Here is a 15,447-nt window from a genome sequence, read left to right as displayed (position 1 = left end):
TCTTTTTGTAAAAGAATTTTGGTATTAAAAGGGGGAAGATCCACTTCTTAGCATTTGCTTAGATAAATATTTTATTTCTCATTTTCTATAACTGCTGTGGGGTAAGCGTTTTCGTGTAGGTTGGCAAAGTATTTATGAAAGCCCTTTAAAAATAACAGAAAAACATTCCTACAATCATAAGATAGAGCGGTCTGTCATTGAGAAGGTACGACGGTATCACGCGTAATACCATTCGGGCGCCCTAAATCGATGGAGTATGATTTAGGTATTTTACATTCGTCATGATCTCGCACTGCAAAGGTAAATTGTGATTCAGCATCATAGAAGTAAGATGTTTCAATAAAAGAAACCCAGCTATTCGAGACAGCGATAAATATGTTCAAAGCTTGTTCGTCAAGTTGATGATATGTATATTTATTGACCATACTTTATTCACCCGCCGTAATTTTTGACAAAAATAACCCTTCCTGAGCGTTGGAAGCTCAAGCGTGTGTATAGATTTTAAGCGCGTATTGGATGCGGTAATTAAGAGTAAAAAAACATTATTTGCTGATTTCAGTTGTTTATCACTGAATCCTTCGTTTAAAACGGGTTGTTTAACGTCTAGTATGAAGTTTTGTTCATTGAGTTTGTGTTATCAAGCTGAAAAGCTTTGGCAATCTTGCATTGCCCAAAAATATAAGCTGTATGTAGTGAATTGTGTAAGTGTACTTTTACACCTTTTTTATTACTCGCTTTTGCTAATAAGACCTCCACGGCTAAAACACTCTGAAATAAAAGGTTAGTTACAATTATTTTTTGCAGATTTTTCTTATATATGCTTATTAGCAGCAGCATTCATTTCATCAACAAAGTCTTTATCTAAAAAGAACACTGTTATAACACCCAAAGTAAAAGCTAATCCAAAAAAATCACCTCCATTACTCAGGCTCAAAAAGAAACCATATAAAGTTCTAGCAAACTGGTCAAGTCCCACAAAATAAAAGAAACTTAAAGAAAATTCAGCTAAGACTGCCCAATAAGAATGCTTAACATTATAAATTAAAATCCACCAAAGAAGACCGTAAAAAATAAAAATCATATGTACCTCTCGAAAATTTTATACATTATTGTGTTTTCATACTAGATCTTACGTTTGAAATGGGTTGTCTATGGTTTAGTTTTAAACTCTTGTTCTCTTAATTAATTTTTAGCAAGCCGAAAGGCTAAGGCAATCTTGCATTGCCAAACATAAGTGATATGAGGTTATTTATTAGAGGGTTAAAATTGTAATGAGAAAATCTTTAACGTAAGTAAATGAAGTGAATTTTTCATCAACTTAGGCCACGCATTATACACAAAACCAATCAAAAGTCAATTGAAAAATCATAAAATAAACTCAAAGTCAACTATTTTTATCGAGTAAATCTACTTTTAATCTTTTTTATTCTTTATTTGCTAATAAGCCCTTAATGGCAGAGGGGCTCTACAGAGAGTGTCATCCTTCAAGTTGTGTTTTGTACTAACAAACATTTTAGTCGTTTTACTGTTCATTTTTAGTAAAGTAACGTCATTTACTAGAATTTACATTAACCCATCTTATTAGCTCTTCATTTGGAAATCCCAGCATTCTTACAGAACTGTCTTTATTAATGCAGATCTCGACTTCATTCACTGACTGTTGTTTTTGTTTTTCTCTTGAATTTGCTGAGTACAAAATACATTGATTATTAGAACCAATCCATTGCTGCTGTGTGTTACGCTGACTTGAGATATAGCGACCCACTGCAAGCATGTCACAAACCTCTAACAGTTGACCAAGCAAACCTTGCGATTGAAGTTCTTGCTCTTCAAAACCAGTAAAAACGAATATTGTTAAATTGGTTTGTCGGCGAATTTTCTTAAGTAACCATAAAAGATTGCTTTCTTGATGTAACGGTTCGCCACCCAAAATAGTGATACCTTTGATATCGGTTGCAGATAATATTTGCTTTAGCAGCGTTTCTCTATGAATGAGATCCTTTGCTTTAAATGACCACATTTCCGTATTCCAGCACCCCTCGCAAGCAAGAGAGCAACCTTGTAACCAAATAACATATCGAGTACCAGGCCCGTATATACGACTTTGTAATTCAATATGAGCCACATTAAAATATTCACCATAATTGCGTTTCATCAGAATTCAGACCATTCGTGTTAGAACAAGTTGGATTTGTCCTTGGCTATTAATTGATTCTTTGACAGCATATCCTTGAGCTTTTGCTTTAGCGATTGCCTGTTGCCTAGTTTTTTCAACACGAATCTTACGTTCTGCTTCCAACGTTATGCGTTCTTGCTCTGCGATCTGATCCAAATATTGCTGGTAAACTACGTTATAATTATCCCCAAGGAGGGCAAGAAATTTAGATACTGATATATACTTTTTGTCTGCAAGTTTGCTACTCACTCTAGCATCTATTTCGTCCTCGTCATGTATCAGTACCCATCGGTCATTAATAAATCTGAAAATTTGGCAACCATAATAATCGCTTCGATTAGTAACAATATCCCCATACTGAATTATGCTGCTATGGCCATCATCGGTAATATTTACTGTGACTTTTTCGGGCTCAGCTCCAATATCTGTGAGCGCCTTCATCAGCAGACTTTCATTCGTAAACGGGGTAACCGTTTTAATGACGGCACTCATTAGCTTTTACCTTTCAGTGTTTGTATATTAATGGAGTGTAAAACGCGTTGCTCGTGATATTCATCGGTTTTTTTTACATTACTGACTACTCCTTGTAACTCTAGGAGTTCATCCAATGCCTCAAAACAACTTTCACCTTTAAAGCCGCTAGTTTTTGCCATAATCGCACCTTGCTCATCAATAATGAGTATTATTTTTTGCTCAGGCATTTATTGACTCCTTATCACACACGATGCACGCATTGAGTCGCTGAGCATCTTTACGAGCAAGGCTCAACTGCGCTTCATTAAACACCACAAGATATCGCTTTTGCTGTAATGCTCTTAATTCGGTGCCGGTTGCAGGTAGGTCCTCTGCCGGCCAATTAAAATGCATGAAATCTGTGTTATTGTTGTTTAGTCCAAGCTGCTTATCCAAAGCCAGAGATTTAGCTTTATAGGCAAATGATTCACCATGTTCGCGCAGTTTCTGTTCTGTGTGAGATAACTGCGATTGGCTTCTTTCAACGGTTTTTTTTGCATCGTCCAGGTCACGACTAAGCTTGTTTTTGGCTTGCAGGTGGTTTGCAAGTGCGCGATCAAGCGCTTTAAAATCCTTTTTCCAAATGTGCTCTTTAACGTTTGCTTTTAAAGCCTTTGCTTGTTCAACGCCGATGCCAATTAGGTCACTGCGACGGCACTCAGCAGCCTCGGTTGTAGGCTTTGCTAACGCTGACCTTTCATTGGAAGTTCCCAAAGTATCGTTAGATAAAACGGTTTTTAGTTGTTTGTCTGACAAGGCATTTACCGCTTCACACCAGGTGCGAGCAAATTGCTGCTCTATTTGGGTAAGCCTTTGGTTGCTAGTAGTTTCTAGTGATGTCAGGTCGTCTTTGGCTTTTTTTAACAGTACGAAAGCGTCAGTATGGGCGGTTTGCAATTCAGTCCGTTTTTGTTCCCACTGTTGCTGCTGATGTGCTTTTTCGAGTTCTTGGTTGGTATCAACGGCCCGATTTTTTATTTTTTGACTGAGTACATGCAAGTTCTGACGATACTGTTCACGCTCGGCAGGACTGGCTTTGCTGGCTGCCCAGTTTTTTAGTGTTGCCAACTCTTGTTGTAATCCTTTTGCAGATTGGGCTTGGCCGAGCAAGAAGCCTTTAATAAATCCTTTTAATTTATCGGCTACTCCATTTTGTTGACGTTCTATCTTGGCCATGAGAGCTGCCAACGAATCAATCTGCTGTTGCCAATTTTTTTCAATGGTTTCCCATTTTTGATATATTCCATCTAGTTGTGCATTAGCAGGGCAATAAGGTGGATGTATTACTACGTCGTAGTCGATGACATGAGCCAATGCATTCTTTTGCCAATAAGTGTATGGGGATGCTAAGTCTCTAACATCATCATTCAAAAAACTATCAATGGTCTCTGCGTGTATATCGGTAAGTTGTATTTTTCTTGCGAACTCAATTGTACGAATAGTGTCAGGGCTATCAATAAAGCGGACCTGTTGCCAGGGTGATAAATCTCTCAGCGTGAGGTCATCTTTAAACTGCCATGCGGCTTGTTCAAATACCTCATTGAATGCCTTGTACAACTGAGCACTTTGCAAGTCAGATAGCTTTAAACACCAGTTTGCATTCGATAAATCGGTTTGATCTGGCAGAAGCCAATGGCCATTTTGAGAAAACATTAAAACGGGAATGGCTGATTCACTTAGCGCAACCCCGGTGCGGGCTTTTGCTTTGATATCGGCTGACTGAGACTGCATGAGCAGTTGGAATTCGTCACTTGGGGCAGCAAAATCATCGCCGCTAACTGCAATTAATGTTGCTAGTGTATCACTTACACAGTCATGTAAGGCGCCGCTCAGGTGATGTGAGTGGTTGGTTATGACGTGGCCATCGGGATGCGCGGTGCAAGCTTTGTTCCGGTTTTGTTGTAGATATTCGCCAGAAGCATGTTCCCAGAAAAGCTTACAAAAACTGCGAAAGGCGTCTTCAATTTGCTCTGGCTCGAGTGTTGTAGCCCAAGCTAACTGCTCGGTTTGCCTTAGCGGAGCACAAGACGTAAGTAATGTTGCATGAGCATCAGAGGTCGCATGATCTCTAATTAACAGCGCTCCTTGCTGCTTGATGCCAGTTCGAATTAAACAGCGTCCGGATAACGTGTCGATAGCCCGTTGGTTTGCTTTCTCATCACCCAGTAATAAATATACCCGAATACCTGCGTCTGCCAGATTTCTTAACTTGGAGATCAGAGAAGCTTCTTTTAGCTGCTCACAGGCAAGCATTAAGGTAACCCGTGTTTGTGCTATCTCTATCCCTAAATCCATAGCCGTTTTGATAGAGAGTACATGACTAAAATCACCCTCTGATGATGTAGTGTCCTTACAAAAAAAAGACGGCAATGATACATCGTAAAATTCTACTTCGAATTTTTCATGACGGGGAGTAAACCTTGTCATCAGTAATTCTCCTCTGTCGTCAGATCATTAAGGTGTTGTTGCAGATAACCGGGAAGTTCATGTTTTGCTTTTGGTGTAAACGTTGGAAAGCCATCGACTGTCACCCATCCGTTTTCGTTTTTGATAAAATCTAGTCCACTGGTGCATTCCCAGCAATAGGTTCCTATTGTGCCAATAAAAATCCAGTAGCGGCCATGGTTGTCACTGTTTTTGTCGATGTAATTACGTTCCCAGTTTTCGGGTATCCGAGTCGGTTTCCCGTTTTGAGGTTTTAACGTCAACAGCAAGCCGTTTGCATCTGAACAAGCTCGCGCTAATGTTGAAAGGTTAAGGTATTGTTTTGCGGTGTGAACATATCGATCGGAGTAAATAACGTGTTCAATAACATCCCTGTCTGTTAGCTTGCTTACCAATTTATAGATATCAAACTCATCACCACCAATAAGGCTAAAAGGCATATGCAGTTTATTGCTGTTATTGGGTGATAAATCTGCCACAGCTGCAATGTGCCAATAAGCTTCTGGCTGTTGCTCTCGGTTGATTTCTGCTATCAGGCTTTGTGGCTGTTTCAATGGCAGCTCAAAACTAGCTAGAGCAGGGCTATCCAACCATTTACCTTGTTGCCTGTTAGCATCAGAAGGACTGCGATATGACATTCGATAAAAACTATCTAACCAGAAGCGGTGCCAGTTCTCTGCATCATCCTGGTCTTGTGGTTGAATGGGAATATGCGCCGCCTGAACAGAGGTGAAATTACCATAGTCTGTTTCAAATGCTTTGCAGTTGAAGTTACCGATGCGGAAGTTTGACACTGCAGAGGCAAAACCTTCCACCTGTTCCAGTGTGGTCGATAGACGTTTTGTTGAATTATTCCAATTTCCGCTCAGTGCGGTTGCAACGCTGTCCATAAGCGATGGTAAGTGCTGCTCATTCTCAACCAAAGTTAGGTCAATAGACTCTGGCTGTGAACTATGATTTTTTCCGCTAAATTGACGGATATCCAATTCACCGGTTAAATGAATTTGAGAGATTTCAGGGGTTATCGTCCATTGCATCTCCAAGTTTGCCGATTTATCGGGTGAGCAAATTACCTCGGGCTGCATTGCTGCCATGATTAATTGTGTTTTTTGCAATTCAGTGTTTTTGCGGTCTTTGTATTCCTCCTCCATAACCACCAGTTTCAATCGCGTCTGTTGTACAAATTCTGAATTGACAGCATCGCGACCTTTTTTCCAAACCTGATATTTTGGTGCCTCTGAGCTGCTATCGCGCTGCATTAAAATAGGGCGCGTACCTAATAGTGGGTCGTTGTCGGTAAACCAGATGTGGTAAAGGTTACGCTCTGAAGTGTTAAATAAGCCCGTTTCGACAACTTGTTGGCCATGACTTGTGATTGCATTGTTCATTTCATCCCACAGGTTTTCTTTTACTAAGTAGGCTTTTAAACGCGCTGGCATATCCGACGTGCTTGATGTCATGGCTTTTAGCAAAGCAACCAAATCTGACCGCTGCCGGCAAAACGTTACCTTAGCAATAAGTGGGAAGCGCTTAAGTTGTACCTGTCGCTTTAACGTAAGGCTTAGCCTGTCCACACCCATATTATTTGCGTTTGGCTTTTTATTATTAGCAGTTTTTTTACCACAAGGTTCCGCAATTGCCTCTCTATTAAGGGTGTTATTATTCATCGGTGTTAATTCCTTTTACCGCTTTGCACAGCAGATTGCTGGTCAGCTTTTCTTTGATCTGACAGGGTGTAAGTTTTAGCGAGATTTTTTAATTCAATTGTATTTGAATATGAAAAATAACGATGGTCTCCGATAATCACTATTTGATAACGGGCCCGGGTAATCGCAACATTTAAACGATTTGGTGAGTCCATAAAACCATCTCGTGTGGTATTGACCATTGACAGCAATACTACATCGGCCTCTTGGCCTTGAAAGTAGTCTACGGTGGCAAGCTTGATTGACACCGCCTTGTAGTTAAAACGCGCGTAGCAATTCGTGTTTGGCTTTCGATGATTGGGCAGTTTTTGTAATGCTTCGCGTAGTGCTTTTTCCTGGCCTTTATAAAAGGTGAGAACTGCAACCTCGAAGGGTTCTGCCTTTTTATTTTTTGTTTTACCCTCGGCCCAATCGCAAAAGCGTTTTAATTCAGCGATCAACACCTGCACTTCCTCTTTGTTACTGTTACCTTTTTGGGTGGTGCCGGATACGTGCTGCCAGATACTGCGGCGTGCGTAGCCTGGGTAGCCCCAAGCGCGGTCAATAGTGGTTTTACTGCCATCCGTCAGGACACCTTTGGGGTAAAATTGTTCACGTGGAAAGGCGGAGATGTCTGGATGCATTCGATGCTGAAAGGTCAGGGTAGTATGTCGCTGCACCTTTTCCTTGTTGTTAAATCCCTGATTAAGGGTGGTGGGCATATCATTTTTGAGTTTAACCAAACCATCGCCTGATAACGCTTCCAAAATAGATGGGAAAGCGATGTTTTTGAGTATATGAATACGGCCATCTGCGGAGACTGACTTGGGAAATAATCTCTCCAGTGGTTCCTCAACATAGGCTATTTTTTTGTTTGGCTCCTTAGATAAACGTAACCAATATTCCCGCTCTAATCGCCAACAGATTTCTTCTGACCATTTGCTGGTATTGAATCTTTCCAGTAGCTTGGCATGAAGTTGACTTGTATCGGTGCAATCGCGTTTATTGATTCGGAATGGTTTTATTGCTGTCTTAGCGCTACTGACATCTCCTTGGTGTGTTGACGCTTGCGCAGTGCGTTGCCATGCAGGATGCAATACCAACATGTCACTGGGGATGCAGTGGCTTAGCTGACTTAAGCAACCTTCTTCAATAAAGCACAATGGGTGTTCATAAAGACACTGCGGTTTGTGTAATACGTCAGCTAGCTGTTTTGCATAACCTCCGGGTGTATTTAGGGGTTGGATAATAAGAATATTGCTTAGCCCTTTGGCTAAATGCGGTATTTTTTGTCTGGCCTGAATTTCCGCTTGTAACGCGTTTGCGACGCTCATGCTAACGGGTACTAACAGCGGTTGTGTATAGGGTTGATCCTTGCTGCCCCTTAGCTCTTCCAACAAGAAGCAGGCTTCTTGTATTTCGGGGGCGAGAGTCTGCCCTGGCTGTTTTCCTCTGGGCGGGCTTAGCATCAGATTGTCCAGGTTGGCCACGATTTGTTCACGGTCAGTAAAAGGTGATAACTGACGCACATCACCTACGAGCACCCAGCGTTTGGCAAAGCGTGCCGGAACCATAAATTCTTGGAACGTGGTTTTACTGCATTCGTCGATTATCATTACATCAAAAGGTGGTTCACCGGCCTGTAAATTAAGACTGGGTTCTCTGAATAACTTAAGAATGCCGATCGTGGTGCCACATACCAGATTCGATGAATCTACCATCAGCTGTTTGCTTATAGCGCTGCCACCATCTACACGGCTTAACTCATTAAACACATTGTCGAACTGAAACTCTTCTACGCCGATGGCGTTACTTTCATCGCCAATTCTGAGCGGGAAAATGTGTTGGTTAAGTTTGGTATTCTCTTTAATCCGCTCTAGCACGTTGTTAATAGCTGCGTGAGTCGAAGCTGACAACAACACCCGTTTGCCTTGCATAACCAGTTGCATGATTAGTTCCAGAATGGTTGTGGTCTTGCCGGTTCCTGGAGGGCCATCAAGTATACTGAAATCGGGACTTGCCAATGCTTTAGCAACAAATTCGCGCTGGCGATCGCAGCCGTCAAAATGTGGATCAGTCAAAACTTGCCATGACAGTGCATGTTGCGGCAGAGGTTCTATATGTGGCCAGGATGTTAACTCGCGCTGCTGCAGCAGTTGTATTAATGGCCAGTGGCTGGCCAAGGGACGGTGCATCAGGTTTTTAATTGCGTCTCTCTGACGTATAAGCTGGCTGGTGTCGACACTGACATGAATTTCGCATTTACCGTCCTGAGATGGGTATACGCTGTTCCAGCTTTTTTTACCCCGGATATTAGCTGCAAGCAAAAGTTGCCGTTCTTCCGGTCGTGCTTTTAATACCCTAAATCCACCATCATTTTTGCGCTGGGTATGATCGAGAATAGTAATGTTTTGGTCATCGGTAAAAAAATAGTCTAGATCTGATTTGCCAGTGTCATCTTTCTGATCTTTCTCTATCAGTTGGATCCATTTCTCTTCAACAAGTTTTTGCTCAACTGACCAGGTTATTGCTTGGTAAGTTGGACAAAAAATTCCTGATTTTTCTAATTGCTCTCCCGACTGGCCCTGCAAAAAAAGATGTCCAGTTTCATTTTTATTATCGCCGTAACTTAAGACCCATTTATCAGAAGAAAGAGGATACTTGCGATAATGAAAATGCTCGCAACTCAGTTCAGCGAGCTGTTTTTGTGTAACGTCTTCAACGGATTGCCCGCTTAACACTGGTTTTTCTTTTGAAAACAACAACCATCCGCTTCCTTTTGGCTGCCCCTGCCACTGCGCAAGTTGTTTTTCATCGATGCTTTTCGTTAAATTAAAGCTGATATCCTGACCATCAATAGATAACTTACTGCTCTCTCTAACATGTCCGGCTACAAGCAATAAATTGCCAGTTCGCCTTGCCACCTTACATTTTTGGCCGTCTATATATACAAAAGCCACACCTTCCAGCGAGGTGGCAAGTGACCGTATTTCCAATTTATAACCACACCAGTTTATTTCGTCACCGTAGTGTTCCAAATCGGGCAGATACAATTGATAGTCAGGTGATAAACGGACCTCGTCTTGGGAGATTAGAAATTCGCGATAGCTTTTTCCTTTACCAAAAAAAATAGGTGCCTTTTTATCCGGTTCAAACTCTGCGTCAGGTGCTTTACCATCAACGCTAACAATTTCAAACCATCCCGCCTGGTCTGCTGTAATGTCTATTTCTGACTCGGGATATACCAGCCAAATGCGCTTATCTGGCTTAAGTTGATAGCGTACTTTAGCCACTGGCAGCCAGTGGCAACTTACTTGCTTTTCTTTCAGTGCATTGATGCTATTCTCTAGGTAATGAACGAATGGCATCAAAACACTGTTGGTTTGTGTCGCTAACGATGACGTTTGAATTTTAGACTTTTCGAGCGCCGCAAAAAAGGGGTTTTCCATTACAACTATCCCTGTTTATTTTTTATAAAAGGATTTTCACCTTCTTGTCTGAGGCGAGGTTTAGCCTTGGTTTGTGCTGTTAATAGCTCTGGAAGTTGAGATGACGCACTTACCGCTCTACCTTTAGCCCATTCGCGTGTATCGTTGATCATTTCATGCATGGTTTGAGACAGAGGTGATGTTGCTTGAATAGCCTCGAGAATATCGTTTTTTGTTAATTGATGCCCTGCATCAAATGCCAAAAACATTCCTTCTTTAACCGCTTCCTCCAACTCAGCACCGGTAAACCCTTTGCTGACTGATGCCAATTCATCGAGCTCCTCTGGCAAAAAATCGTCTAGTCGTTGACGGTGCTTAAGATGAATAGCAATGATATCTTTGCGATCTTGATGAGTGGGTAAATCAACAAAAAATATTTCGTCTACACGGCCTTTACGCAGCAATTCCGGTGGTAGCTGGGCAATATGATTTGCGGTTGCGACAACAAAGACAGGTTTTTCTTTTTCTTGCAGCCAGGTTAAAAATGTACCAAGCACCCTTGAGGTTGTGCCGCCATCTGTAGCACCAGAGCTTTGCATGCCAGACAAGCCTTTTTCTATTTCGTCCACCCATAGAATGCTGGGAGCTAAGGCTTCCGCTGTTTGCAACGCAGAGCGGATGTTTGCTTCAGATTGACCGACAATACCACCATAAATCTTGCCCATGTCGAGCCTGAGTAATGGAAGCTGCCACGCATTTGCAACGGCTTTTGCCGCAAGGCTTTTACCGGTCCCGGGTATACCTAATAGTAATACGCCTCTTGGCGTTTCCAGGCCAAACTCACGCGCATTTGCCCCAAAAGATTGCTTCCGACGTTCTAACCACGATTTGAGATTGTCCAGACCACCAACATCGTCAAGTGTCGCTTTGGGATGGAAATACTCTAAATGTCCATTTTTACGGATGACTTGTTCTTTTTCTTTGACGATAAAAGGAATTTCAGTGTCGGTTAGACGTTTGAACTGACATGCTGCTTTGGCAAACGCTAATTGTGCTTCGCTGGTGGAGAGACCTAATGCGGCATCAATTAACGCGGGCGACTCTTGGAAGTCACGCTCATGTATGTCGTAACGTTGGCGAGCTTGCTCCATAAGCTTTTTCAGATCATCAGAATCAGGTAGTGGCATATGCATTACCTGAATTTCTTTTTCTAATTCGGGCGGCAGTAAGGCAACAGGCTGAGATATAACGACGCAAATACCATTTATTTTTTGACTGGCAACGCCAACGGCAAAGCTACGTAAACGGCTAATTAATGTGTGCTCATGAAGATAGTGATGGAAGTCTTCCAACAGTAAGATGAATTCCTCTTCATGATTGTTTGTGTCTAATAGCCATTCAAGCACTTCTTGTGGTTGGCCAATGTCATCGATCTCTAACCAATCTCCTGTTTCGAATTCATATTTTCTAAGACCTAATGAGCTGCTCCATATAAGAAGGTCTTTCTGCAAGGTTTCTGCCACATCAATACAATAAGCGTGAATTCTTAATGTTTCATGGCTAATAATTTGAACGAGGGCAGCAGAGGCTTGAATATTAAGTTGGAAATTATTTAAAAAAGACACTAGATGTTCACTCATCCTGAGTATATGTTTAAATGAAATATTATCGGATTAATAATTGTTTGACGAACATTTTTTCGATTTTCAGTTGATACTAGATGCATCGGTGGTGCTCTTTCACTCAACTCATAAATTTCATTAGACAAAGCTTTTTTGCTGCCTCTAATCTGATTTACCCTCAAAAAACTATTGTATAATTAACATGCTGATAATTTTAAATGAGAAAAATCAATCAACGTTTTGTATTTTCTCGAAGAGTTATCCCAAAGTCATGCTTCTTAAAAAGGGGTTAAATAATTTCTCATTATTCTTATTATGTGTAGCAATAAAAATTGTATACTTGGCATAATTCTCTTAAGGATTAGCCTGGCATGATTAAACCTTTACTCTCAATCCACGATAAAAAACCTGTTTATATCAGCAAACCACCAGCCTTTGAGCCGGGTTTTAATCGTTCTGATTCGATGTCAATGCTCGAATCCGACGGCGATTGGCATGTCATTATCGAATACCTTCAGCAGTTTCAGGAGCAACCTAATACGCTCGCTAGCTATCTTAAGGAAATCGAACGCTTTGCACTTTGGTTGATCCATGAAAAACAAAAACCCATTTCAGCGGTTAATCGCGCAGATTGGTTGTCCTACTTGGATTTTATCCAATCACCACCCCCAAACTGGTGTTCTGGCAAGGAGCGAAAGTATTTACCAGACGGCGTAACGCTCAATCCTCGCTGGCGCCCATTTGAGATACGCACGGTGCATGCGCCTTTAGCTACAAAGTCAATCGATATTCAAGATGAACCTGAGTTGGTTACCGGTTTAAGTAAAACTAGCCAAGATCTAGCAAAACGTATCATTGAGTCGATGTATACCTTTCTCGTGGTGGCCGGCCACCTAAATGCTAATCCAGCGATGTCTCCACGAACTCGAAACAAGTCCAGTGTGACTAAAAAATCGGTCACTGAACGCACCCTATCAGATCAGCTAGTCGATTTTACAATAGACACCCTATATAACGCGCAAAAACAAGCGGTTACTGAGCGTGAAGTATTTCGTTTTCTTAGGGCTCGATACATAATCCAGCTGTTCATGGCAACGGGGTTAAGATTAACTGAAGCGGCCAAGCACTCTTACGCAGATATCACAATTCGCGATGACCGATGGTTCCTTAACATTGTCGGTAAAGGCGACAAACCGCGCAGCATAGAGCTTTTTGAAGAGGTCATTTCTGTTATGAAAGAGTTTCGCCTAGCCGTTGGGGCCAACTCACCTACTCCATTGTACAACGACCCAATGAAGCTTATTCCGTCGAAAAATATTAACAAGGCCATTTCAGGCCGTCGTATCGATCAAATACTTCGTGAGTCTTTCGATTTGGCTTGTAGGGCAAAGCTAACTGCAGCTGAGGCGATATCAAATATCAGTTTAAAAGGTCAGTTATTACGAGAAGCAAGTTATCTGGAAAAAGCATCAGCCCACTGGTTACGACACGCTCACGCAACTTATTTTATTAAATACTCAGGGCAAAACCTGAAGGCGACTATGCAACGGTTAGGACACAGCGACGTTGGTACCACAATGATCTACTTGCACGAAGATTAAAAAATTTGGTTGCTAGTAACAATTAAACATAAAGGCTCGTTCATAACACTCAGTATAATGAGCCATGCAGTCTTGGAAGTACAAATTAACAATTGAAATTAAACATGTCGCAATCAATCGTTATCAAACGTTTTTAAGCATCTTCGTTTAAAATTTACTTATATCATTTCATACACAAATCTTTTTGTGAAGGTGATTTCGTATGAGTAATCTACTTCCCTACTTAGCGTTAATACCGTTGTTAAATCAGTGAAACTTGAAAATAAACGGTCGCGGTAGGAATGGCCATTACTGGCCACCCCCCGCATAGATCCGGACGTGCGCTACTAACGCATCCGGCTCCTATCTTGGGTATTTGGCGAAGAACCGCTGTTCAGGATAAGGATGAACTATTTGTGGACTTGGCAGCCATTTCTTAATCAACACATTAAAACGATCCCAGCTCATCTTATGGCGTTGGCTTCTTCTTCGAAGAAACTTCAGCCAGCTTCGTTTGACTTGGTGGACAAATCTACTCAGGCTGCGACCATTAAATGGCACCCCGTAATAGTTGATATGGCCTGACACTACACGGTGCAGCCACCTCCCCGTATCACTTGGTTTCCAATGTAGCCGCTTCCTTAGCTCCGCTTTAAGTATTTTCAGTTGATTCAGCATTCGGCTTCGTTTGGTTTTGCGTTTCACCACGACTTCACCAGATTTCTTTCGTCCAATGTAATGGGTAAAACCCAGAAAATCGAATGTGCCTGGCTTACCACGCCTGGGGTTTTCAGCATATTGCGCTAAGGCATATCTGCCAAATCGAACCAGACGGGTTTTGTCTGGATGAACCTTCAGCCCAAATTTTGCCATACGTTCTTTCAGAAAATGAAGAAACCATTCTGCGTCAGCATGCTTTTGAAAGCCTAACACGCTGTCATCGGCGTACCTGACCACTACCATGTCGCTCTTCAATTTCTTCCGATACTGCGCAACCCATAGGTCGAAGCTGTAATGCAGGTAAATGTTAGCAAGTAAAGGCGAAATCACAGCGCCTTGGGGAGTTCCCACTGTGGCTGGAAGTCGTTTTCCTGTGTCATCATAAATACCCACTTTAAGCCATTGCACCAACAGTCGCAGTAATCGCTTGTCCCCCACTCGGTGTTTTATAAACCGGACGAGCCAGTCATGTTCAACGGTATCGAAGAACTTACTGATATCCAGATCTAACACCCAATTCACCTTCCATTTCATCAGGCCAACATTGAGCGCATCCAAGGCATCATGCTGCCCTCTGCCACGTCTGAAACCATAGGAAAATCCGATGAAGTCAGTTTCGTAGATTTGGTTCAGAACCTGGACTACGGCTTGTTGTACAACTTTGTCTTCCAGACAGATGATACTGAGTGGCCGCTGACTACCATCTTCTTTAGGGATAAATATCCGCCTCGCGGCTTTAGGACGGTAGGCGCCTAATTGCACCTTTTTCCACAGTCCATGGATATTATCTTTCAGATTTCCATGATAGTCAGACCACCGAACACCATCTGTTCCTGCTGCAGAGTTCCGCTTTAGTTGCATGAAACTTTGCATCAATAGTTCTGGAGTGATGTGATGGAACAGATTTGTGAATCGCTGTTTCTTTTCCTGCTTTGCGAGTACTCGCACAGTATCCAGCCGAGACATAGTAGTGGCCCAATTCAGTGATTGGCTACCGGCGAGCTGTAAACTGTTCCCCTTGATCAAACCCCTTCCCTCCATAAATTCCGCGACATCAGTCTTGTTCACTTACTTCCCCGGTACTATGGGTTTGTCCGACTTCCTTCACCATGTCTATCTTGCCTTGAGGGTTTGAATTCACATGACCTGCTGCTCAAACAGGCTGTGTGAAGGATCTCCCAGGTTCCGTACGACAAATTTACTTACATGCTCCGGGTCTACGACCTCGACAGTGGATCAACTAGCTCACCCTACCGCTTGTTGATCTGTTGGCTTCTG

The 15,447-nt window shown here is 42.1% G+C and carries 10 protein-coding genes; 1 reads left to right on the top strand and 9 read right to left on the bottom strand.

Annotation, left to right across the window (positions count from 1 at the left end; translation table 11 throughout):
- Nucleotides 1-811: 811 nt before the first annotated feature.
- The 8 genes from L1N97_RS14465 to L1N97_RS14430 all read right to left on the bottom strand — a co-directional run bounded on the left by L1N97_RS14465 (nucleotide 812) and on the right by L1N97_RS14430 (nucleotide 11,872).
- Nucleotides 812-1,081, bottom strand: coding sequence for a hypothetical protein (locus L1N97_RS14465; protein WP_236130279.1), 270 nt, complete (start codon nucleotides 1,079-1,081; stop codon nucleotides 812-814).
- Nucleotides 1,082-1,549: 468 nt separating this feature from the next.
- Entirely contained in the window at nucleotides 1,550-2,155 is a 606-nt protein-coding gene (locus L1N97_RS14460; RefSeq protein ID WP_229587813.1) for a 4Fe-4S single cluster domain-containing protein, read from the bottom strand.
- A 6-nt stretch (nucleotides 2,156-2,161) separates the two neighbouring features.
- On the bottom strand, nucleotides 2,162-2,668 hold the full coding sequence (locus L1N97_RS14455; RefSeq protein WP_236130278.1) for a hypothetical protein: 507 nt from the start codon (nucleotides 2,666-2,668) through the stop codon (nucleotides 2,162-2,164).
- Nucleotides 2,668-2,877: a DUF2997 domain-containing protein gene (locus tag L1N97_RS14450; RefSeq protein WP_229587816.1), complete on the bottom strand. Its 210-nt coding sequence runs from the start codon at nucleotides 2,875-2,877 to the stop codon at nucleotides 2,668-2,670. Before L1N97_RS14450 ends, L1N97_RS14455 begins: the two co-directional genes overlap by 1 nt.
- Nucleotides 2,870-5,116 (bottom strand): hypothetical protein, encoded by a 2,247-nt coding sequence (locus L1N97_RS14445; RefSeq protein WP_236130277.1) that lies wholly within the window; start codon nucleotides 5,114-5,116, stop codon nucleotides 2,870-2,872. Before L1N97_RS14445 ends, L1N97_RS14450 begins: the two co-directional genes overlap by 8 nt.
- Nucleotides 5,116-6,801: a hypothetical protein gene (locus tag L1N97_RS14440; RefSeq protein WP_236130276.1), complete on the bottom strand. Its 1,686-nt coding sequence runs from the start codon at nucleotides 6,799-6,801 to the stop codon at nucleotides 5,116-5,118. The genes L1N97_RS14445 and L1N97_RS14440 overlap by 1 nt, the downstream gene beginning before the upstream one ends.
- 5 nt (nucleotides 6,802-6,806) lie before the next feature.
- Nucleotides 6,807-10,268 (bottom strand): AAA domain-containing protein, encoded by a 3,462-nt coding sequence (locus tag L1N97_RS14435; RefSeq protein ID WP_236130275.1) that lies wholly within the window; start codon nucleotides 10,266-10,268, stop codon nucleotides 6,807-6,809.
- A 5-nt stretch (nucleotides 10,269-10,273) separates the two neighbouring features.
- Complete coding sequence (locus tag L1N97_RS14430; RefSeq protein WP_236130274.1) at nucleotides 10,274-11,872, bottom strand: AAA family ATPase; 1,599 nt, start codon at nucleotides 11,870-11,872, stop codon at nucleotides 10,274-10,276.
- 368 nt (nucleotides 11,873-12,240) lie between these two features.
- Here L1N97_RS14430 and L1N97_RS14425 point away from each other — a divergent pair, with 368 nt between their 5' ends.
- Entirely contained in the window at nucleotides 12,241-13,470 is a 1,230-nt protein-coding gene (locus L1N97_RS14425) for a tyrosine-type recombinase/integrase (RefSeq protein WP_236130273.1), read from the top strand.
- Between the two features lie 342 nt (nucleotides 13,471-13,812).
- On the opposite strand, the gene ltrA is transcribed toward L1N97_RS14425, so the two are convergent.
- Nucleotides 13,813-15,237 (bottom strand): group II intron reverse transcriptase/maturase, encoded by a 1,425-nt coding sequence (ltrA, locus tag L1N97_RS14420; RefSeq protein ID WP_236130272.1) that lies wholly within the window; start codon nucleotides 15,235-15,237, stop codon nucleotides 13,813-13,815.
- Between the last annotated feature and the right edge of the window lie 210 nt (nucleotides 15,238-15,447).

Source organism: Rheinheimera sp. UJ63 (assembly GCF_021568285.1).
GTDB classification, from domain to species: domain Bacteria; phylum Pseudomonadota; class Gammaproteobacteria; order Enterobacterales; family Alteromonadaceae; genus Alishewanella; species Alishewanella maricola.
Note: the sequence above shows the minus strand (reverse complement) of the source record. Positions and strands in the feature narration are given on the sequence as shown.

Bases quoted from the DNA above. Each gene is read 5' to 3' on its own strand.
- L1N97_RS14465 (WP_236130279.1), bottom strand. From the start codon at position 1,081: ATGATTTTTATTTTTTACGGTCTTCTTTGGTGGATTTTAATTTATAAT.
- L1N97_RS14460 (WP_229587813.1), bottom strand. From the start codon at position 2,155: ATGAAACGCAATTATGGTGAATATTTTAATGTGGCTCATATTGAATTA.
- L1N97_RS14455 (WP_236130278.1), bottom strand. From the start codon at position 2,668: ATGAGTGCCGTCATTAAAACGGTTACCCCGTTTACGAATGAAAGTCTG.
- L1N97_RS14450 (WP_229587816.1), bottom strand. From the start codon at position 2,877: ATGCCTGAGCAAAAAATAATACTCATTATTGATGAGCAAGGTGCGATT.
- L1N97_RS14445 (WP_236130277.1), bottom strand. From the start codon at position 5,116: ATGACAAGGTTTACTCCCCGTCATGAAAAATTCGAAGTAGAATTTTAC.
- L1N97_RS14440 (WP_236130276.1), bottom strand. From the start codon at position 6,801: ATGAATAATAACACCCTTAATAGAGAGGCAATTGCGGAACCTTGTGGT.
- L1N97_RS14435 (WP_236130275.1), bottom strand. From the start codon at position 10,268: ATGGAAAACCCCTTTTTTGCGGCGCTCGAAAAGTCTAAAATTCAAACG.
- L1N97_RS14425 (WP_236130273.1), top strand. From the start codon at position 12,241: ATGATTAAACCTTTACTCTCAATCCACGATAAAAAACCTGTTTATATC.